Genomic DNA, 20,253 nt, shown 5'->3' on the forward strand with positions numbered 1-20,253 from the left:
TCAGACCGCCTTCCGGTAGTCGGTCCTGTGGTCGCGGACGAGCCCGCCGAGCCCGCCGAGCCCACCGCCCGCCGCCGGCGCGTCGAGCCGTACGACGGGCGCGCCCAGTCTGGCCGCCAGGTCGAGGGCCAGACCGAGCCGTACCGGACCGCTCTCGCAGTCGACCACGACCGCCGCCGTACCGGCGAGCAGCGCGGCGGAGGCCGCCACGTCGGACCCCGAGGTGGCCCGGCCGTCGGTGACCACCACGAGCAGCGGCCTTCTGGCCGGGTCGCGCAGCCGTTCCACCCTGAGCACCTCGGCGGCCCGGCGCAGCCCGGCGGCCAGCGGGGTGCGACCGCCGGTCGGCAGCTCCCGCAGTCGCGCCGCGCCTACCTCGACCGAGGAGGTCGGGGGCAGCACCAACTCCGCCGTGGACCCCCTGAAGGTGATCAGCCCGACCTTGTCCCGCCGCTGGTAGGCGTCGAGCAGCAGGCCGAGCACGGCCGCCTTGACCTCGCGCATCCGCTGCCGGGCCGCCATGGAACCGCTCGCGTCCACCACGAAGAGCACCAGGTTGCCCTCCTTGCCCTCGCGGACGGCCTCGCGCAGGTCGGTGTCACGTACCAGCAGGCCGGGGCCACTGCGGCCGCGCTCGCGCTGGTACGGCGCGGCGGCGCGGAGCGTCGCCGGCAGGTGCGGCCGCTGGAGCCGCCCGGCGGGAACCCGCGATCCGGTGGTCCGCCCGTTGGGGGTCCGGGCCCGTGACCGCCGGCCCGAGGCGCCGTCGCCCAGCCCGGGGACCTGGAAGGGGCGCACCCGGTACGGTTCCGCGGCGGGAAGATCCGGCGGGGTGCCGTTCCCGTCGGAGGCACCTGGAGCAGCGGAGGCGCCGGCCCCGTCGTCGTGCGAGTCCCCCTCATCGGAACCGGCGCGCACGGAACCTTCCGCGGAGCCGCTCTCCGGAGCGTCCCCGGAGTCCGCGGGTCCCTCGGGACCGTCCGAATCACCCGGACCGCCGGAGCCGTCCGGGCCGCCGTCCGGACCGTCCGGCTCGTCGCCGCCGTGTTCCGCCAGCAGGTCGTCGAGCCGTGACTCGTCGAGGCCCGGCGCGTCGAACGGGTCCCGGCGGCGGCGGTGCGGCAGCGAGAGACGGGCCGCCGCGCGCACGTCCTCGGCCGTGACCTCGGCGCCGCCGCGCCAGGCCGCGTGCGCGACGGCCGCGTTGGCCGTGACCAGATCGGCCCGGAGCCCGTCCACCTCGAAGGCGGCGCACACCGCCGCGATCTGGCGCAGCCGGGCATCCGGCAGCACGACCTTGGTGACCCGCTCCCTGGCCTCGGCGATCCGCCGCGCCAGGGCCGCCTCCTGTTCCGCCCACCCGGCGGCGAAGGAGGCGGGATCGGCGTCGAAGGCCAGCCGGCGCCGTACCACCTCGGCCCGCTCGTCCGGATTCCTGGACGCCCGCACCTCGACGGTCAGCCCGAAACGGTCCAGGAGCTGTGGCCGCAGCTCGCCCTCCTCCGGGTTCATCGTGCCGACCAGCAGGAACCGCGCCGCGTGCCGTACCGAGACCGATTCGCGCTCGACGAAGCAGGTGCCGAGCGCGGCGGCGTCGAGCAGCAGGTCCACCAGGTGGTCGTGCAGCAGGTTGACCTCGTCGACGTAGAGGACACCTCGATGCGCGGCGGCGAGCAGGCCAGGCTCGAACGCCCGGACCCCCTCGGTGAGCGCGCGCTCGATGTCGAGCGCGCCGACCAGCCGGTCCTCCGACGCGCCGACGGGCAACTCCACCAGCGCGGCCGGACGCTCCTGACCGCTCTCGCCCGTACCGTGCGGGCCGTCGGGGCAGGCCGGATCCGGTTCGGCCGGGTCGCAGGAGAAGCGGCAGCCGGCGATCACCTTGACCCCGGGGAGCTGTGCGGCGAGCGCGCGGACGATCGTGGACTTGGCGGTCCCCTTCTCCCCCCGGACCAGCACACCGCCCACCCGTGGCGAGACCGCGTTGAGGATCAGCGCGAGCTTGAGGTCGTCGAGGCCGACGACGGCGCTGAACGGATAGGCACCGATCACGAGGTTTCTTTCTGCGAGATCCTGTTGACGTGTCCGGCCCGCCGAATGTTCAGTTCGGGGCCGCCGCGAGCGCGTCACGGCGAACGACGCGCTGCACGGCGATGCCGTACAGGACGCCGATGGCCGACCAGAGCACGAGTTGGGTGCCGAGGGAGGAGACGCGGAAGTCCCACAGCAGCTGGGCGGGGAAGCCGTCGGGCACCTCGTTGACCGTCGGCAGCACGAGCAGGGTGACGATCACGGGGACCAGGAAACCGGCCGCGCCGGCGAGCCAGGGCCTGGCCGGCACCTTGCGGGCGCAGGCCACGCCCACCGCCACGGACAGCAGGCCGATGGCGACCAGGACCAGGTAGAGCACGGTCCGGCTGCCGATGGTGTCCGGGTCACCGACGGCGGGCGGGTTGGCCGGGTACTTGACGAACGGCACCAGCACGAGCGCGACGAACGCCGTGGCGGCCATCGTCGCGGCCAGCACCGCGTCGGAGCGGGGGCCGATCCGGCCGCGCAGCCCGGCGAAGACGAGGGAGAAGACACCCCCCACGGACATGCCGTACAGGGCCAGGGCGAGGAAGAGCCCGGCCCGCTGGCCGGACCGGCTGACCAGTGCCTCCTCCCCGTGGGAGTGCCCGGCCTCGCTCTGGGCGTGGGAGGCGGCCTCTTCGAGCGCGATGGCCTGGTCGATGTTCGGCTCGCCCAGCAGGTAGGCGAACGCGGCGGCGATCAGCCCGGCGACCAGCCCGACGAGCAGGCCGCGGAGCAGCAGGGTACGTATCACGGCGCGCGTCTAGTGGCAGGGAACGCCGAGCAGGTGGCGCCCGTCGTGCATGAGTTCGTGCAGATAGTCGCCCGCCTGCGACACCACCCCCTGGTCGAAGGTGACCAGGTAGGCCACCAGCAGGAGCAGCGGAACCGCCACGAGCCAGCGGGCCAGGTGGGAAAGGGGAACGGGCTGAGAAACGGACAGCTCACGCATGAGTAGCCTCCTTGGGGATGACGCGTCCCGACATGTGAGGACGCGGCGGCCAAGTAACCTGGCTCCCGGAACTCACGTTCCGGATACAGTGGCGCGACCGCACCGGCTTCTCACCGGACTTCCCTCGGACCACCGCGAAATCGTCCGCAATGTAACCTTTTTTAGAGCGGGCCGTCAATGTGGGGTGATCTGTCACGGCACCGCGGACGCCGTTCCAGCCTGGTCTTGCCCATCTCTCCAGCGGAACGCACCGCGCGGGCCGCCTGCAGCAGGACACGGCTCACGTGGTGACACCGGTACTCAGGACCGGCGCACCGGGCGCCCTTGATCAGGTCTCTGAAGCCCGCTTGAGCAGCCCGGTCTCGTAGGCCGCCGCCACCGCGGCTGCCCGGTCCTTCACCCCGAGTTTGGCGAAGATGTGCAGCAGGTGTGTCTTGACCGTCGCCTCGGTGATGAACAGCTTCGCGGCGACCTCGCGATTGGTGGCGCCGCGGGCGATCAGCCCGAGCACTTCGAGCTCCCGCCGGCTCAGCGTCTGCCGCTCGGGGGCGCGTACCTTCCGCGTGAGCAGCCCGGCCACGGCGGGGGACAGCACCGTCTCGCCGCGGGCGGCCGCCTGCGCGGCGCGGAGCAGCTCGACACGCGGGGTGTCCTTGAGCAGGTAGCCGGTGGCGCCCTGCTCGATGGCGGGCAGCACGTCCGCGTCGTTGTCGAACGTGGTCAGGACCAGCACGTTGATGCCCGGTTTCTGCTCGCGCAGCCGGCGGATCAGCTCGGTGCCGCTCATCTTCGGCATCCGCAGGTCCATGAGCACGAGATCGGGGTCGGTCAGCCGCGCCAGGGCGAGAGCCTCCGGCCCGTCGGCCGCCTCGCCGACGACCTCGAAGGCCTCATCGGTGGAGAAGATCTCGCGTAGCCCGTCGCGGACGACCGGGTGATCGTCCACGACGATGATACGAATCGGCATGCCTCACACGTTTCCGGGGTCGGCGGGGATGGCGGGCACCGTGGCGGAGACGCCCGTTCCCTGGCCGGGAGCGGTCTCGATCTCGAAGTCACCGGCCAGCCGGGTGACCCGCTGACGCATCGCGATGAGCCCGAATCCGCCCGCGACCGACAGGTTCACCGTCTGGGGGTCGAACCCGGATCCGTCGTCGCGCACGTCGAGCACCACCACATCCTCCATGTAGGACAGGGTAACGGCGACCCTGCTGGCAGAGGCGTGCTTGCCGACGTTGGCCAACGCCTCCTGAGCCACTCGCAGCAGGGTCGTCTCCACTTCGGCGTGCAGCGGTCTGGCCTCGCCGGTGACCGACACCGGAACCGGCATGCCGGTCGTCTGTGACCAGGTGGCCGCGACGTCCTCGAGGGCGGCCGAGAGCTGGGCCTCCTCCAGCGGAGCAGGGCGCATCGCCAGAACCGACCGGCGGGCCTCGTTGAGACTGTCCCTGGCCAGCGTGCGTACGGTGTTCAGTCTGGAGCGGGCGGCAGGCACGTTCTCAATGACGTTCTCGGCGACTTCGAGCTGGGTGAGGATGGCGGTCAGCCCTTGGGCGATCGTGTCGTGGATCTCCCTGGCCATCCGCTGGCGCTCGCCGAGCACGCCCGCCTCGCGGGCGCTGGTCAGCAGTTGCGCCTGCAGTCTCGCCTTCTCCTCCGCCAGCTCGACCAGTTCGGTGCCGGCGGCCTTCAGCTGCGCGATCATTTCCTGGCGCTGCCGGCTCTGCTCCGAGATGGTCTGGATGAACAGGCCGACGGTCGAGGTGATCAGGACGGCGAGCAGGAAGGAGAAGACCATCTCGCTCGGCGGCCGGGGATCGGGGCGGACGCCGACCAGCACGGCGGCTGTGGCGGCCACCCCCAGGTAGGCCATCCACCCGCGCAGCAGGGCGAAGGACTGGACGAACGCGCCCAGACCGGCCACCGTGAACAGCGAGTCGATCCTGACCAGCACCGCGATGAAGGCGAGCATCACGATGAAGTAGACGATCGCCACCGCCGGCCGCTCGATCCGGCTGAATCGCGAGGAGACCATGAACCAGTGCCAGGCTCCGACGAACACCGCCAGGACCAGCACGTCCAGCCTCCAGTCCCGCAGCAGGGCGAAGACCGTCGGTAGCAGGATGAAGAGGTACGGCAGGACCGGCCAGGCGCGGTCCCATCGCGAGACGTCGGGTTCGGTGCCTGTCACCAGCGGAACGCCTTCAGCGCGGCCCCGCCGGCGACGATGAAGATCGCGGCCATGACGGCGAGGGTGAGCGGAGAGACGGGGTGGCCTTCCCAGCCGGCGCGGATGGCTTGGACGGCGGGTGCCATGGGGGTCAGGTCGCCGATGGAGCGCATCGACTCCGGCAGTGTCTCGCGGGCGCTCATGGCGCCGGAGACGAAGACCATGGGGAAGAAGACGGCCAGGCCGATCACCGTGGCGGCGCGGCCGCTGGGCACCAGGGCGCCGATGAGCAGCCCGATGGAACCGAGGCTGAGGGCGCCGAGGACCCAGGCGAGGACGACGTCGGCAAGGTTGGCCGGCCCGCTCAGGCCGTAGGCGGCCAGGCCGATGACGGTGAGCAGAGCGGTGCCGAGTACGGCCAGCAGCATGTGCGCGGCCCACTGGGCGCCGAAGATCATGGTGGAAGAGGCCGGGGTGGCGCGCAGCCGCTTGAGCACGTGGCGTTCGCGGTACTGGGCCAGGGTGGCCGGCAGGACGACCAGGGAGGCCAGGCCGACGACGAAGACGCTGAGCATCGGGACGACGGCGTCGATGACGGGCAGCCCGCCGGGCAGCGTGCCGCCGTTGCGCATCTTCACCCACAGGATGACCGCGGGGAAGGCCAGTGCGAAGAAGGCGGCCATCGGATCGCGCACGGCCAGTTTGAGTTCGATCGCGATGACGTTGCCGAGTCCCTTCATCACACGGTCCTCTCGATGAGTGTGAAGTAGGCGTCCTCAAGGGAGCCGGCGTGACTTCTGTCGATGAGCTCGCCGGGGCTGCCCTCGTGAACGACACGCCCCTGGTCGATTACGGCGATGCGGTCGCAGAGGGCCTCCGCCTCGTCCATGAAGTGGGTGACCAGCACGACGGTGACGCCGCGGTCGCGCATGTCGCGGATCAGTCCCCAGGTCAGCCGGCGGGCAGCGGGGTCCAGGCCGGTGGTCAGCTCGTCGAGGAAGACGACCTCGGGGTTGCCGACCAGGGCCAGCGCGATGAACAGGCGCTGCTTCCAGCCGCCGGACAGACCCGCGAAGCGGGCGCGCTTCTTCTCGGCCAGTCCCCATTCCTGCATCAGTGCGCGCCAGTCGGCAGGCTTGTCGTAGAAGGAGGCGTACATCCGCAGTGCCTCGCCGACCTTGATGGCGTCGGGCAGGGCGGCTTCCTGCAGTTGGGCGCCGATGCGCTGGAGCAGCTCATGTCGCCGGGTCCGCGGGTCCATGCCGAGCACGCGCAGGGTGCCGCCGTCGGGCTTGCGCAGTCCGGACGCGCACTCCACCACGGTGGTCTTGCCGGCTCCGTTGGGGCCGAGGATGCCGAAGATCTCGCCTCGCTCGACCGTCAGGGTGACGCTGTCCAGCGCCTTGTGTGTTCTGTAGCTCTTCTGCAAGCCGTTGATCTCGATGACTGCCATGTTTCGAGAATCCCCGCTCCGCCGAATCTCCGTAATCCACCGAATGGTTGATGGCGGCTGTCCAACCTGCGGGACGGCGCTTCAGCCCGTTGATCAGGCACGGTCACGGTTGCGGTCGCCGTCATCTCGATCATCATGGCCCGGATGTGCGGCCTGCCGGGTTTGTGACCGCACCGGCGGATGCGACGTGAAAAGGTTCGGAGCCGACACCTCACCCGCGTCAGTGCGCGGCCATGACGTCCCCGGTCCGAATCGGACGAGGAGGCGGAAGCGGCTTTCGTGGAGACAAGTCCGAATCACGGCAGGGGGAATCTGTCGGTTCCGGCTGATACCCATGATCACCCAGCGTTTCCGATCATTAGTGGAGCCATGTCATGACGTCAGCGGGCAAATGGGACCACATGGACCTGGCCACGAGGGCCGCCTACCAGCGGTTCGACGAGCTCACCGAGCAGGGACTCGACCCCGGCCCCGGCGTCGACTGGCGGGTCTACGGCACCTACGCGCAGATGAGGCTCTGGCTGGGGCCGGAAGGCGGCCACGACTACGACGAGCGGGTGCTGCGCGTGGTCCGGTCGGTGGCCGAGCGCGACATCGACTTCACCTACCGGGAGGCGCACCACCTCATGGGCCGGGCGGAGTACTGGGTGCGGCAGGGGCACACCCGCTACGAGGAGCTGTTCCGGATCCCGCTCGCGGCGGCCCGCCGGTTCGACTACCAGCTGCGCCGGGACCTGCTGCGCTGGCTGACGTCGGGAGCGTGGCTGAAGGACGCGCGGGCGCTCCTGGCCGAGCAGGTGACCGAGCTGCTCACCGAACCCGCCGAGCACGGCCCGGCCGGGGTGGTCCGGACCGAGATCGGGGACACCGACCACTTCGCCCGCATGCTGGCCGAGGAGTACGGCCCGCGCCTGGTCGAGGTGCTGCCGCTGTTCCGCCACTGGAACACCGCACGCTCCACCAAACCCAGCGCCCGGTGGCTCAGGAACGCCGCGCGGATGCTCACCCCCGGCGCGGTCGCGCTGGTCCGTGAGCTGCTCACGCGGCTGGTGGCCTACCGGGGCGGAGACTGGGTCGTCCGCTATGACGACGAGGAGTGGCGGGACAAGGTCTTCCTCAAGGAGGACACCATCGTCGTGGTGCGCGGCATCCTGTGGACCTGCCAGGTCATCGACGAGCGCTGGGTGACCTCGCTCGTCACCGACGTCGCGATGACCTGCGGCACCGGCAGCAACGGGATGGGCTCCACGTGCCGCTGCGAACCCGTCACCAACGCCGCCGTCGGCGTCCTGGCCCGCAGGGGCGGCCTCGACGTGATCGTCCCGCTGTCCAGAATCCAGGCGAAGGTGCGCGCGAGGTCCGTACAGAGGAATCTGAGCCTCGCCCTCGACGCGGTGGCCGACGAGAACGGGCTGACCCGCGAGCAGCTGCTCGACCGGACGGTCCCCACCTTCGGCCTGGACACCGACGGCGTCCGCGAGGAGAAGATCGGCGACTACCGGGTCAGGCTGTGCGCCGACGTGCCCGCCCTGCGCTACGTGAACGCCGCCGGCAAGACCGTCAAGTCGCTGCCGAAGGATCTGCGCGCGGAGCTGTCCGATCTGCGGGCCATCCTGAAGGAGCTCAAGCTGACGCAGGCGGCCGAGCGGTCCCGCCTGGAACAGGCGATCGTCCATGAACGGACGTGGCACTGGCGCGAGGTGACCGAGTACTTCCTCGACCATCCCGTCACCGGCCCCTACGCCCGCGCCCTGGTCTGGCAGATCGCCGGCGGCCCGGCGGCCCTGCCGGTCAAGACCGCCGACGGCTGGGAACTGGCCGGCCACCGCCCCGCCCCCGACGCCGTGGCGGGCCTGTGGCACCCGATCCACGCGACCGCCGACGAGGTGGCGGCGTGGCGCGACCGTCTTCTCGAAGGTGGTGTACGCCAGCCGTTCAAGCAGGTCTTCCGCGAGCTCTACCTGCTGACCCCCGCCGAGGAGCGGACCGGCACCTTCTCCAACCGTTTCGCCGGCCACATTCTGCGCTACGGCCAGGCCCGGACCCTGCTGGGCCAGCGCGGCTGGACCGGCCGGTCGATCGGCAACTGGGACTACGAGAACGGCGGCGACCAGGGCGAGGTGGTGCGCGACCTGGCGGGCTGGCAGGCCCGCTGGGCCATGCACATCGTCTCCGCCCCCGGGGCCGAGACCACCATGCTGTGCGCCACCGAGAGCATCACCTTCCACCGCGACGGGCGACCGGCGTCGATGGCCGATCTGCCGCCGCTGGTGCTGTCGGAGATCCTCCGCGAGGCCGACCTCGCCGTGGGCGTGGCCTCGGTCGCCCGCGACGACCAGGCGCTGATCGGCCACGAACGCTATTGGCGCTCCCACGGCTTCGGCGAGCTGACGGAGACGGCCAAGACCCGGCGCGAGGTGCTGGCGCGGCTGCTGCCGAAACTGAAGATCTCCTCCCGGGTGGAGCTGACCGACAGATTCCTTCTCGTACGGGGTGATCTGAGGACGTACAAGATCCATCTGGGGTCGACGAACATCCTGATGGAGCCCAACGACGCGTACCTGTGCGTCGTCCCGGCGAGCGGGCGCGCGGCCGGATCGGTGTTCCTGCCGTTCGAGGACGACGGGGGGACGCTGTCGGTGATCCTTTCGAAGGCGTACCTCCTGGCCGACGACACGGCGATCACCGACCCGACGATCACCCGGCAGCTCGGCTGAACGACCACTCGGACACCGCTGCCATGGATGATCATCGGCCTGGAGCGCAGGCGTTCAACATCAGCAGTTCCTGGCCGAAGGTGCGCAGAATCGGACCTCGGGGTAGCGCGGAGAGGGCTTGTCCAGCAGGGGCTGCGGCTTGCCGCGCAGCTGCAGGTCGAAGAAGGCGGCGACGTACTTACGGGTGATGTCCATCGAGCGGGTTTCCTTCAGGCCGCCGCCGAGATCCACACCGAGCTGCTGGAGCAGCATGTCGTAGTCGGTGAAGGACGGGTGCAGCGCCCCCTTCACCACCAGCCAGCGTTTCCACCCGGTCAGGTGCTCCCAGTCACGTTTCCAGGTGCTGTCGTCCGAGGGGGCGCCCATCAACATGAACGGTCGCGCCAGTCCGCTCCCGGGGATCGGGAGGAACATGCTGCCGTCCATGTTGATCCCAGCGCGCACCCGGGAGTCCTTCAACATGGTCTCCGGGGCGGCGGCCCCTCCGATGGACTGGCCCGCCATCGCGATCCGGGCCGGATCGATCAGGGCGCTGCCCTTCCACTTGGGCCGCGGACCGGTCAACTGGTCGAGCACGAATGGGAATCCGGCGTGGTGAGCCGGGCGACGGAGGGGTTGCCGAAATACAAGTGAGTCGGTACCTCAGCGCGTGGCCGGAGGAGAAGATCGTGCGCTGAAAGCACGCCGACATCTAGCGACTGACATCTGCGCTGAAATCGGCCGAAAGTATGGTCGCAGACCGCGAGACCCGACTTGTGGTCGATGTCCGTACCGGGCCGCGTCCGCATGATGAGGCCCCATGCCCTATGAAGATCACGCTCCGGGACCGAACCCCGGAGATCCGACCGGCGCTCCCGGTGCCCCCTCCGCCCGCGCCGAGGCGACGGCATGGGAGACCCCGCAGACGACCTCTCCCGGCCGGGCGCGTATCGCCGCGCTCGACGTTCTGCGCGGGTTCACGCTGTGTGAGATCCTGCTCGCCAACATCCAGTTGATAGCCGACGGCGGCACCGCCGTCGTGGCGCAGCCCCTGGGGGACTGGGACCCTTGGCTCGGGCTCCCGATTTTCTCCCTGCTGTTCGGCATCGGGTTCTCGCTGCTGCTGGACTCCGCCGCGAACCGCGCCCCCCGCCCACGGCTGGCCCTGCTGCGCCGGCTTCTGACGCTGCTCGCGATCGGCCTCGTACACATGCTGCTGTGGCCGGGCGAAGTCCTGACCAAGTACGCCATCGCCGGCCTGCTGGTGCTGCTGCCCTCGAGCTGGCTGCCGCGGTGGGCCGTGGCCGGCCTCTCCGCCGCGTTCGTGACAGGGGCGGTGATCAGCGGGGGCGGGCCCCTGCTGATCGCCGGGCTGTTCCTGCTGGGCTCGGCACTGGTCCGGTACGGGGTGATCGAGAAGATCGAACGGTCCACCCGAGGGCCGCTCCTGCTGGGCCTGGTCTTCGCGGCGGGACTGGCCGCCGCCCTATGGGTACAGGCCGACATGCGGGCCGTGGGGGCCACGACGTACCTGCCTGCCACGACCACCCTGGCCGATCTGCTGCTCGCCGGTATATACGTGTGCGTCCTGCTGGTCCTGCTCAGAACACCGCTGCGACCGGCGCTGCGGTTCGTCTTCGCGCCACTGGGCCGGATGGCGCTGACCAATTACCTGACCGCCACACTCCTCGTTCTGGCGGCCGCTCACGTCCTCGGCCTGCCGATCGGCCAGTCGTCGTCGGCCGCGTTCCAAGCCGCGGGAGTCATCCTGGCGGCCCAGTGGCTGTTCTCCACTCTCTGGCTGCGCCGCTATCGCCAGGGCCCCATGGAGTGGCTCTGGCGCTGGGCCACCTGGGCCCGCCGTCCCACCCTGCGCACCCCATGAGCTGAGCTCATCCTGCCGGACGTGCGGCGGCCGGTGCGGGCCGCCGCGACGAACGCTCAGCGAGACACCCGGCGGAGCAGGTAGGTGTCCATGATCCAGCCCTTGCGTGCCCGCGCCTCGGCACGCAGCTCGCGGATGCGGTCGGCGACCTCGGGCACCGGTCCGGCGACCAGGATCTCGTCGGGGGTGCCGACGTAGGCACCCCAGTAGATGTCGAAGTCGGCGCCCAGATCGGCGAAGGCGCAGTGCGCGTCCAGCATGACGACGACGTCGTCGGCCGAGGGCCCCTCCTCGGCGAGACGTCGGCCGGTGGTGACGTGCACCGGCCGGGCGACCCGGGTCAGGCCGACCCGGTGCCGGGCGGTGAGCGCGGACACGCTGCTGACACCCGGAATCACCTCGTGCTCGAAGTGGACCGAGCCCCGCTGCCGAATCTCCTCGACGATGGCCAGGGTGCTGTCGTACAGGCCCGGATCGCCCCACACCAGGAAGGCACCCGTCTGCCCCTCGGCGAGCTCGTCGCGGATGAACCGCTCGCAGACGTCGGCGCGGCGCGAGCGCCAGTCCTCGACCGCGGGCGCGTAGTCCGGAGTGGTCCGGTCCCGTTCGGGATCGCCGGCCTCGACGATCCGGTACGGCGGGCGGGCGTGCGCGTCGACGAGGTCGTGCCGCAACTGGACGAGGTCGTGCTTGGCCTCGCCCTTGTCCAGGACGAAGAACACGTCGGTACGGGCGATGGCCTTGACCGCCTGGAGGGTGAGATGGTCGGGATCACCGGCACCGATGCCGATGATGAGGATTCGCTTCACCCGGCAAAGTCTGCCCGTACCGTTCCGGGATCCGGCACAGGGGCCCCAAGTGGCGGCGCAGACAACAGCAAGAGCCTGCCAAGTGGTGAAGGCGACCCTTGGATCGTCAACCTCCCCCGACCTGCACTTCAAGGAACGTTCCATGCGCAAGGTCTTCCTCGGCTCCGCCGCACTCCTGCTGCTCGCCGTGATCGCCCAGTTCTACCTCTCCACCTTCGGCGCCTTCGAGCGCCCCACCCCGAGCCCGGGTGCCTCCAGTGCCATCACCCCGCACGCGATCAACGGGGTCGCGGTGATCCCGGCGCTCTCCCTGATCACCGCGATCGTCGCCGCGGCGGCCCGCGCCGGCGGCAAGATGATCTGGCTGAGCCTCGTCCCGCTGGCGGTCGTGCTGGGCCAGCTTTTCGTGATCTTCCCGCTGGTCGAGCTGTCCGGCGCCACCAAGGAGCAGACCAACACCTTCGCCCACATCGTGTTCGGCTTCCACGCGGTCCTCGGCCTGGTGCTGCTCTGGGCCTCCGTGGTGATCTTCCGCGAGGCGAGGGCGCTGGCCTCGACTGCCGCCCACGCCAGGGGGCGGACCCCCCACCTGGTCTCCTCCTCGTTCTGACCTCACCCGGTCCGCTCCTCCCACTGCCGCGCCGTCTCTCACGGTTCCGGCTCTTCGACCCACCCTGAAAGATCATGAATACCGCGCAGCTCCTCGCCCTGGACCGCATTCTGCTCGTTCTCGTCGCCGCGCTCTGGCTCGGCGCCGGGGTCGGCACGGTCATGGCCCGCCGCGACCGCCGCACCCGCCTGATCGCCCTCGGCCTGACCCTGGCGGCACTGGCCGCCACCGGCCTGCGCGTCGGACTGGCGGTCATGCTGAGCCGTTCGGGGTGGTGGTTCGCCGCCGACAAGCTCGTCCTCGCCCTGCCGCTGGTCGGCGTCCCCGCGCTGGTCACCGCCGTCGTCGCCCTCCCCCGGCTGTTCCGCCCCTCGCCGTCACCCGCCACCGCCGTGCCCACGCTGACCGCCGGGTACGGCGCCCTGGGCGGTGTCGTCGCGGCACTCACGGTCTCCCACCCCGTCCCTCCGGTCCTGTCCGGCGTCCTCGTCGCCCTGGTCGCCGTCGGTGCCACCATCACCTGGCAGCTGCTCGGTACCGTCTCCCGTACGGGAGACGCGGAGACCACGACCGGAACCGTGGCGCGCGGGAGGTGGAGCACCACGGCGGGGATCGCGGTGCTGTGCGCGGCCCTGGTCTGGGCGGGCCTGTCGGCGTGGTCGAGCCGGATACCCGCGACGCTGGATCTCGGCGCCCACCACCGGGACGGCGCCCAGAGCACCGTCCGGCCCGCCGCCGCGACCAGGGCGGTGACGGACCTGCGCGGTCCGGCCACCGGTGCGAAGGTACGGCGCTTCACCCTCACCGCCAGGCCCGCGACCGTGACCCTGGCCTCCGGCCGCCGCGTCGAGGCGTGGACGTTCGACGGCACGGTGCCGGGTCCCACCATCCGCGTCCGCCAGGGGGAACTGGTCGAGGTGCGGCTGCGCAACGCGATGCCCGACATCGGGGTGACCCTGCACTGGCACGGTTACGACGTCCCCGTTGGCGAGGACGGTGTCGCGGGCGTCACCCAGGACGCGGTGAAGCCGGGAGGCGAGTTCGTCTACCGCTTCCTGGCCGAGGACCCGGGCAGCTACTGGTACCACAGCCACGACCTGTCGGACCCGGCGGTCCGGATGGGCCTGTACGGCATGCTCGTCGTCGACCCGGCGGCCAAAGGCGCGAGCACCTCTCCAACGGCGGCCTCCCCCGGGTCCCCATCGGGTGCCTCGGACACCTCGGGCGGACCGGCCGGTTCCGGCTCCTCAACCGGCACCGGGACGAAGGTGTCGGACCACACCGTCTCCACCCATGTGCTCGGCGGCATCCAGACGGTGGCCGTCGACGACGAAGGCCCGGTGGACGGCCTGGCCCGGCTCAGGGTCACCCCGGGGACGCCGGTCCGGCTCCGCGTCACGGCGACCGACAACGTCCGGCGGACACTGGGCCTGAGCGGCACGCCGTACCGGATCGCCGCCGTGGACGGACGGGACCTGTCACGGCCCGGCGAGATCGGGGACCGGCGGGTCCAGCTGGCCGCGGGCGGGCGCTACGACCTGACCTTCACGATGCCCGCGGCGCCCGTCCTGCTCTCGGTGGACGGCCGCGCCGACCTCGGCCTGCTGGTCACCCCCGGCTCGGGCACCGCCCCGGCACCGGCCGCCGGCCCCCTGCTGGACATCGCGACGTACGACTCGGACGGCCTTTCCGAGCCCGGCAGGTCCGACGGGTCCGAGCGCCCCGAACGGTTCGACCGGGAGATCGGCTGGATCCTGGACCGGGGCCTGGCCATGCTGGACGGGGTCCCCACCCTGGCCCACACGGTCAACGGCGAGGTCTGGCCGCGCATCACCACCCCGGTGCTGCGCGAGGGTGAACTGGTGAAGATCACGGTGGCGAACCGGAGCGGGGACGTCCACCCCATCCATCCGCACGGCCACCACGTCCGCGTGCTGTCCCGCAACGGCGTACCCGCCACCGGAGAGCTGTGGATGGACACCTTCGACGTCGGCCCCGGAGAGGTCTGGGAGGTCGCGCTGCGCGCCGACAATCCGGGCATCTGGCTGTCGCACTGCCACGACCTGGGCCACGCGGCCCTCGGCATGACCTTCCACTTCGCCTACGAGGGCGTCACCACCCCCTACGACGCCGGTCATGCCTCCGGCAACAACCCCGAATGATCAGCCACTCCCAGCCCAGGCCAGGCAGGAGGCGACAAGCCGAAACCGGGGGAACAACCCCGAATGATCAGCCGTCTCCGCCCAGGCCGGGCAGGGGCGTGGCGAGTTGGAACCAGACGCTCGTGCTCCCGGGGGATCGGTGGAAACCCCAGCGGGCCGCCAGGGTGTCGACCAGGGCGAGACCCCGGCCGCTCGGGGCCTCCTCCTCCGCCTGTCTCGGGTACGGGATCCTGGACGAACCGCAGTCCCGGACCGCGACCAGCACGCCGCCGGTGGCGAACGCCAGCGAGACGAGGAACTCCCGCTGGATCGCGTGCCGGATCACGTTCCCGGCAAGCTCGCTGGTGAGCAGGACGGCGTCGTCCCTACGCGGATGCTCGTCCCCCAGCAGGTCCGCGACGAAGGTGCGGGCGGGCCTGACCTGCGAGGCCGTGGCCGCGAACCGGCGGGAGAAACTCGGGGAGGCGGACAGCACGTCCAGCGCGAACAACTGCCAGTCCAGGCCGGAGAACCTCCGATCCGCACCGCCGAAACGCCCGCCCCGGAACAACCCGGAGATCCCGCCGACGATCAGAGCACGCGAACGCTTCATGATCATACCTGTCCCTTCCCTCGTCCACGGCGCCGATCGGCCCGGGAACGTTCCATCGCCGCCTGACACGGCCCGACCCCATGGCAGTACGCCACCACCCGGCAGCTCACACGGTCACCACCTTCCGCGACGTGAGCGACGCCCCCGATGCTTCAAGCACCGAGCCCGCCCAATCTTGATTACAAATCGCTTTTGATCGATCACCTTCGGTGACCGATCGCTGAGGTCTACAGTGAGCTTCGCGGTTCCGTCACGCAAGCTGGTTGAGCGAAATAGTTACGCTGAGTTCCATTTTCGGCCCGCCTTGATCGGGCTCATCACTACGGGAGGGAAAATGAACACCGACATACCGTCACTTCGACAGCGCTGGCTCGGCGCGAAACTGGCAGAACTTCGAGCGGCGGCGGGAATCCCCTCACTTGCCATAGCGGCCGACAAATGCAAACGTTCCACGGCCTCACTCAGCCGTATCGAAAACGGCATGGTCGGCATCCCTCCGCGCGACGTGCCTCCGATCCTGGCCGCCTACGGAGTCACCGACCCGAACGTCCACGACAAGCTCATGATCGTCGCAGCCGAGATACAGCAGGAACGACGCGGTTGGTGGGTCGAGCACGGCGACGCGTTGGCGCCTTCGTACGTAGACCTGATACGGCTCGAATCGACGGCGACCGAGATCCGAACTTACGAGGCATACCTGATGCCGGGGCTGCTACAGACGGAGGCGTATGCCCGAACGTTCGTATCCGCCATGCAAGGTCTGAGCAGCGCCACCGAGCTTGGGGAATTCGTCGCCGTCCGGGCGGCGCGCAAGACCATCCTCAGGCGGCAGGAGCCGGTCACCCTACACGCCCTGATCAGCGAGGCCGCCCTCCGCCACCCCATCGGCGGCCCGGAGATCTTCCGTGATCAGATCGAGTATCTACGCGAGTGCGCGGCATGGCCCAACGTCACCCTGCAGATTCTGCCGTTCACCGGCCAACCTCATCCTGGAATGTCAGGAGCCTTCACCATCCTGCGTCTTCCCAGCCTGGACGTTGCCCACGTCGAGACGATGAACACCGATGCCTACATCGAAGACGAACACAGCGTCGAACAGTATCTCCGAGCTTTCGACCACCTCTGCGACCTTGCCCTGAATCCTGATAAATCAGACTCTTTCCTGCAGGAGATAGCCGTTACGCTCTAATTGGCATGATTTATCCAGGGAGGACGTTCAACGATGGTTGGCGATCAGCATTCCTGCGGAGTTTGGCGTAAAAGCGCTCGCAGTGGCGCTCAGAGCAACTGCGTCGAAGCCCGCTTCGACGGCACCGTCGTCTGGCTGCACAACTCCAACAACCCCTCCCCCCAGGGCCCGACCATCACCATCACCCCGGAGGACTGGCTCGCCTTCCTCGACCACGTACACGCCGGTGATCTCGCCCCGCAGAGGCTGGGCACCCCCGCCCTCTTCGCGGGCCGCCTCCTCATCGGCTTCGACGGCGAACACGTCACGATCCAGGACAGCGACACCCCGCCCACATCCACCGTCACCTACACCCTCGGCGAATGGCACGCCTTCCTCGACGGAGTGACCCACGACGACGAGTTCACCCTCCCCTGGCTACTCTCCACCCCGGCCAATGCCTGACCCCGATCGCAGAACTTTCTGGCATAAAAGCGCTCGCAGCGACTGTCTGGACGCCCCCGCCCGCGCGACGATGTGAGCGAGGCCCCGGGCCATGGTGCTCGCGGCCCGGGGATGACCGGCCAGCCGTGGTCAGCGCCGCCCGGTGACGGCGATCCGGACCAGGTCGCGGCCGCGCACGCCGTACAGTGCCCTGCGCGAGGGGTCGAGGGCCAGCTTCGGCTCGCCACCGAACCACTCGCCCGCCAGGCCGGAGGCGATGGTCTTCACGGCGAACGTCACGAGGTCGACCTTGTAGATCGCGTCACCGTCGGTGGTGTAGGCGACCAGACCGGACACATGCAGGTCGCTCCCCTTCGCACCGACCTGCACGGTGCGGGTGACCTTGCGGCGCAACAGGTCGTACTCGAACAGGATCCCGGTGTCCGTCACGCCGTACACGGCCAGGGGCGTGTGCGCCAGGCCCCGGACGACCTTCGCACCCGGCACGGGTTCGAGCTGCCACAGCAGCCTGCGCGCGCGCAGGTCAAAGGCGGCCAGCCGGGCGGTCGTGGTGACCGGCGGAAGTCCGAGGCCCTCCTGGATATTGGTGCCGAGGTAGGCGACCCCGGTCCGGCAGGTGACGGCGTACAGGCTCTGCCGCTCGACGACCGGCCGGTAGGTGTCCAGCTTCCCCGTGCGGAGGGAGTAGAGCGACAGCGCGCCGTTGAGCTGGCCGGGCTCGGGCTGGGTGGTCATCGCGATCAGCCCGGTCAGCGCGTCGTGGGCGAGGTCGCGGGGGCGATCCTGCTGGTTGCCCGTCTTGGCGAGCAACGTGGCCGACGGCTCGCCGGCCCGGTGCGCGTACAGCAGGCCCTGGGTGTAGACGCCGAGATAGGTGACGTCCCGCACGGTGAGCGCGGTCTTGGGCTCGCCGGGGATGCCGAGGCGGGTGCTGGTGCCCGCCTTCAGGTCGTGGATGTCGGCGCCGCCCTTGCCGCCGACGTAGACCCGCCGCCCGTCGGAGTGCACGGACATGGGCTGTTCCGGCGCGGCCTTGAACCCCCGCTGGACGAGGTTGACGTAGTCGAGCGAGCCGTCGGCCGGGTCATAGACGAAGACCGCGCCGTCCTGGACGCCGTAGACCCGGCCTTCGTGCGAGAGGAGCCGGTGGGTGGCCGCCTCGGGAAGCGCCACGCCGAGCGTCTCCACCGCGCCGCCGTCCAGTCGGCAGCGGTAGAGCGTGCCGGTGGGCCGCCCGGTGAAGTAGACATAGCCGTCGTGCAGCAGGACCGAGGGAATGTACTTCTCTCCGGTGGCGAGCACGCGGTGGTCGGACGGGTCCGACTTCGACATCACCAGCACCTCGCCGTTGGAGGAGATACCGCCCGCGAGGTGGGTATCGGAGATCGTCAGGCTCGCGACGAAGTCGCGGGCGGCCAGTTCGGCGGGCAGGATGTCGCGCTTGGCACCCGTGGCCCGGTCGATCGCGATCAGATGGGCGTGCGCGCCGATACCCGCGTAGACGGTGGTGGCGTCGACGGCGATGCTCCGCACGTACGCCTCACCCTCGACGATGACGCCCAGGTCGCGGCTCGTTCCCGTGACCGGGTCGTACTCCACGACCCGGCCAGGTTCGGAGATCGCCAGGTAGACCTTGCCGTCGGGTGAGGAGGCCATGTTCCAGATGTAGGGGTGGCTGTAGGCGCCCACCTTGGACAGCGCGCCGGTGAGCGTGTCGAGCCGGTAGAGGTCGGAGCGGCCGTGGGTACCGACGTAGACATCGGTGCCGACGGCGCACATCGCCCACACGCCGATGCCCGTGGGGATGTCGGTGTGCCCGGTCACCGTGTCGCGGGCCAGGTCGTATGCGCCCACGACGTTGGGTGACAGCCCACGGGTGCCGGCGTAGAGCACGCCGCCGACGAACTCGCCGTTGCCGAGGGCGCTGGTGACGCTGGCGGGGCCCAGGACGGTCACCTCGCCTTCGGCGGCGGTGTGGGCGTGGGCGGGGACGGCGGGCAGCAGTGCGGAGCCGCCCGCGACGGCGGTGAGCTGCAGGAATCTACGACGGTGGATCATGTGGGGGAACCTTTCCGGTCACCATGGATGGGAGTGGGTCGTAGGACACCGCTCCGATGTGGGAAGAGGTCTCGGCGCGGACCCGGCCGTACCGAAGATGTGGCCGCCCAGATCGACCCGGTTCGAGGGCGAGGTCGCGCGCGGACGGTCGTGCGTGACGACGGAGCAGACCTTTCCGCCGGGCAGCACGGCGGCGTGGGCGGGGGTGGCGGGAGCAGGGAGGAGAAGCAGGGCAGGGGGTAGACGCATGAGTCTTTCCAATTCGGTCGTTGCCGAAATCGACCCACGACGGAAAGATTAGCGTCCTTTAGGTTTCCGGTCATGACCCTAATAGGAAAATTATTGGCGATCGTCGCCGCGGCATCCGCCGCGCCGGCACCCCAGGGGTCCGCCGAGGCCCACACCCTGGGCAGGATCACCGAGCTGGGCGTGCCGCCGCAGGACGCCCCGCTCGTTCGGCAGCGCGAGTCCGGGTCCCACGCATGGGTAGGTCACCGCCGCGGGCGCGTGGGCCGACAGGCTCGACGCCTCCCCGCCCGGCGAGCAGGGCCGGGTCTACTGCGACCCCGCGCACCCGTGCCGTCACCGGCACTGGCGCGCCGATCACCGGCCGCGTCGCCAACTCGCGCGGCATCGGCTGGGCCGAGCCGGGCCTGTGTCGCGGAGCACACGCCGGTTTCCGGTAGGTCAAGGTGAACTTCCCGAACCGAATCAGGGGGACTCGGCCGGCGTTGGATGTTGGTCCGCCTCGGTCCCATTTCATTTATTTGGGCCTTGACCGTAATCGACACGGTATGCAAACTAACGATCATGCTCAGCCCGCCGCCCGCGGGCCGACCTTAACCCGGGGAGCAGAACTTGACCCGTTCGATGACCCGCCTGACGACCGCCGGACTGGCGGTCATCGCCGACAACGACAGTCTGCTGCCGGATCGCGACAAGAGGGACACGTCCTACGGCTACATCACCTGCTCCGACACGTCCACGCCGTGAGGGGATCCCCGCGCCCGCCGGTTCATACGGTGGGCGCGGGGGCGCCATATGAGATTACGGTCGTGGCTGAAATTGAACACAAATGAACGCATCGTGGAGGTGGCGCACTGTGCAGATTCGCCTGGAGGACCTATTGGCGGGGCCGATGCCTGTCCGCAGGACAGGTA

18 protein-coding genes and 1 riboswitch are annotated in these 20,253 nt (G+C 70.1%); of the genes, 7 read left to right on the forward strand and 11 right to left on the reverse strand.

All coding sequences use genetic code 11. The annotated features are described in order from the left end of the window. The 7 genes from ACFQVD_RS16030 to ACFQVD_RS16060 form a co-directional block, all read right to left on the reverse strand. Nucleotides 1-2,052, reverse strand: coding sequence for a putative cobaltochelatase (locus tag ACFQVD_RS16030; RefSeq protein ID WP_386368556.1), 2,052 nt, complete (start codon nucleotides 2,050-2,052; stop codon nucleotides 1-3). Nucleotides 2,053-2,101: 49 nt separating this feature from the next. After that, nucleotides 2,102-2,827 carry a CbtA family protein gene (locus tag ACFQVD_RS16035; RefSeq protein ID WP_343968911.1) on the reverse strand — a complete coding sequence of 242 codons (726 nt, stop codon included), beginning with the start codon at nucleotides 2,825-2,827 and terminating at the stop codon, nucleotides 2,102-2,104. A gap of 9 nt (nucleotides 2,828-2,836) precedes the next feature. Beyond that, nucleotides 2,837-3,025: a CbtB domain-containing protein gene (locus ACFQVD_RS16040; RefSeq protein WP_326830249.1), complete on the reverse strand. Its 189-nt coding sequence runs from the start codon at nucleotides 3,023-3,025 to the stop codon at nucleotides 2,837-2,839. Between the two features lie 31 nt (nucleotides 3,026-3,056). Continuing rightward, nucleotides 3,057-3,188: riboswitch (cobalamin riboswitch) on the reverse strand. Nucleotides 3,189-3,353: 165 nt separating this feature from the next. Next, on the reverse strand, nucleotides 3,354-3,992 hold the full coding sequence (locus tag ACFQVD_RS16045; RefSeq protein WP_343968906.1) for a response regulator transcription factor: 639 nt from the start codon (nucleotides 3,990-3,992) through the stop codon (nucleotides 3,354-3,356). A 3-nt stretch (nucleotides 3,993-3,995) separates the two neighbouring features. Continuing rightward, nucleotides 3,996-5,216, reverse strand: a complete 1,221-nt coding sequence (locus ACFQVD_RS16050) for a sensor histidine kinase (protein ID WP_343968904.1) — start codon at nucleotides 5,214-5,216, stop codon at nucleotides 3,996-3,998. Continuing rightward, nucleotides 5,213-5,935 (reverse strand): ABC transporter permease, encoded by a 723-nt coding sequence (locus tag ACFQVD_RS16055; RefSeq protein ID WP_343968902.1) that lies wholly within the window; start codon nucleotides 5,933-5,935, stop codon nucleotides 5,213-5,215. The genes ACFQVD_RS16050 and ACFQVD_RS16055 overlap by 4 nt, the downstream gene beginning before the upstream one ends. Next, nucleotides 5,935-6,648, reverse strand: coding sequence for an ABC transporter ATP-binding protein (locus ACFQVD_RS16060; protein WP_343968900.1), 714 nt, complete (start codon nucleotides 6,646-6,648; stop codon nucleotides 5,935-5,937). The genes ACFQVD_RS16055 and ACFQVD_RS16060 overlap by 1 nt, the downstream gene beginning before the upstream one ends. 374 nt (nucleotides 6,649-7,022) lie before the next feature. On the opposite strand from ACFQVD_RS16060, the gene ACFQVD_RS16065 reads away from it, so the two are divergent. Next, complete coding sequence (locus ACFQVD_RS16065) at nucleotides 7,023-9,365, forward strand: DUF4132 domain-containing protein (protein WP_343968898.1); 2,343 nt, start codon at nucleotides 7,023-7,025, stop codon at nucleotides 9,363-9,365. A 60-nt stretch (nucleotides 9,366-9,425) separates the two neighbouring features. Here ACFQVD_RS16065 and ACFQVD_RS16070 read toward each other — a convergent pair whose 3' ends face one another. Then, a complete protein-coding gene (locus tag ACFQVD_RS16070) occupies nucleotides 9,426-9,941 on the reverse strand; it encodes an alpha/beta hydrolase (protein ID WP_343968897.1) in 516 nt (171 codons plus the stop codon). 223 nt (nucleotides 9,942-10,164) lie between these two features. Here ACFQVD_RS16070 and ACFQVD_RS16075 point away from each other — a divergent pair, with 223 nt between their 5' ends. Then, complete coding sequence (locus ACFQVD_RS16075; RefSeq protein WP_343968895.1) at nucleotides 10,165-11,229, forward strand: DUF418 domain-containing protein; 1,065 nt, start codon at nucleotides 10,165-10,167, stop codon at nucleotides 11,227-11,229. Nucleotides 11,230-11,285: 56 nt separating this feature from the next. On the opposite strand, the gene cobF is transcribed toward ACFQVD_RS16075, so the two are convergent. Continuing rightward, complete coding sequence (cobF, locus tag ACFQVD_RS16080; protein ID WP_343968893.1) at nucleotides 11,286-12,038, reverse strand: precorrin-6A synthase (deacetylating); 753 nt, start codon at nucleotides 12,036-12,038, stop codon at nucleotides 11,286-11,288. Between the two features lie 85 nt (nucleotides 12,039-12,123). Here cobF and ACFQVD_RS16085 point away from each other — a divergent pair, with 85 nt between their 5' ends. Both ACFQVD_RS16085 and ACFQVD_RS16090 read left to right on the forward strand, forming a co-directional pair. Then, nucleotides 12,124-12,648 carry a hypothetical protein gene (locus tag ACFQVD_RS16085; protein WP_343968891.1) on the forward strand — a complete coding sequence of 175 codons (525 nt, stop codon included), beginning with the start codon at nucleotides 12,124-12,126 and terminating at the stop codon, nucleotides 12,646-12,648. A gap of 74 nt (nucleotides 12,649-12,722) precedes the next feature. Continuing rightward, the gene (locus ACFQVD_RS16090; RefSeq protein WP_343968889.1) at nucleotides 12,723-14,810 is read left to right on the forward strand and encodes a multicopper oxidase family protein; all 2,088 of its coding nucleotides are present in this window, start codon (nucleotides 12,723-12,725) and stop codon (nucleotides 14,808-14,810) included. A 67-nt stretch (nucleotides 14,811-14,877) separates the two neighbouring features. Here the strand turns inward: ACFQVD_RS16090 and ACFQVD_RS16095 are convergent, their stop codons facing one another. After that, nucleotides 14,878-15,402: an ATP-binding protein gene (locus ACFQVD_RS16095; protein WP_343968887.1), complete on the reverse strand. Its 525-nt coding sequence runs from the start codon at nucleotides 15,400-15,402 to the stop codon at nucleotides 14,878-14,880. A 334-nt stretch (nucleotides 15,403-15,736) separates the two neighbouring features. Between ACFQVD_RS16095 and ACFQVD_RS16100 the strand changes: the two genes are divergently transcribed. Together ACFQVD_RS16100 and ACFQVD_RS16105 are read left to right on the forward strand one after the other, a co-directional pair. After that, nucleotides 15,737-16,591 carry a helix-turn-helix domain-containing protein gene (locus ACFQVD_RS16100; RefSeq protein ID WP_343968885.1) on the forward strand — a complete coding sequence of 285 codons (855 nt, stop codon included), beginning with the start codon at nucleotides 15,737-15,739 and terminating at the stop codon, nucleotides 16,589-16,591. A gap of 33 nt (nucleotides 16,592-16,624) precedes the next feature. Beyond that, nucleotides 16,625-17,035 (forward strand): DUF397 domain-containing protein, encoded by a 411-nt coding sequence (locus ACFQVD_RS16105; RefSeq protein WP_343968883.1) that lies wholly within the window; start codon nucleotides 16,625-16,627, stop codon nucleotides 17,033-17,035. 129 nt (nucleotides 17,036-17,164) lie between these two features. Here the strand turns inward: ACFQVD_RS16105 and ACFQVD_RS16110 are convergent, their stop codons facing one another. Then, entirely contained in the window at nucleotides 17,165-19,093 is a 1,929-nt protein-coding gene (locus tag ACFQVD_RS16110; RefSeq protein ID WP_343968881.1) for a hypothetical protein, read from the reverse strand. Nucleotides 19,094-19,951: 858 nt separating this feature from the next. Here ACFQVD_RS16110 and ACFQVD_RS16115 point away from each other — a divergent pair. Beyond that, complete coding sequence (locus ACFQVD_RS16115) at nucleotides 19,952-20,086, forward strand: hypothetical protein (protein WP_343968879.1); 135 nt, start codon at nucleotides 19,952-19,954, stop codon at nucleotides 20,084-20,086. The last annotated feature ends 167 nt before the right edge of the window (nucleotides 20,087-20,253 follow it).

The sequence above is a fragment of the Streptosporangium amethystogenes subsp. fukuiense genome, assembly GCF_042665875.1.
Taxonomy (GTDB): domain Bacteria; phylum Actinomycetota; class Actinomycetes; order Streptosporangiales; family Streptosporangiaceae; genus Streptosporangium; species Streptosporangium fukuiense.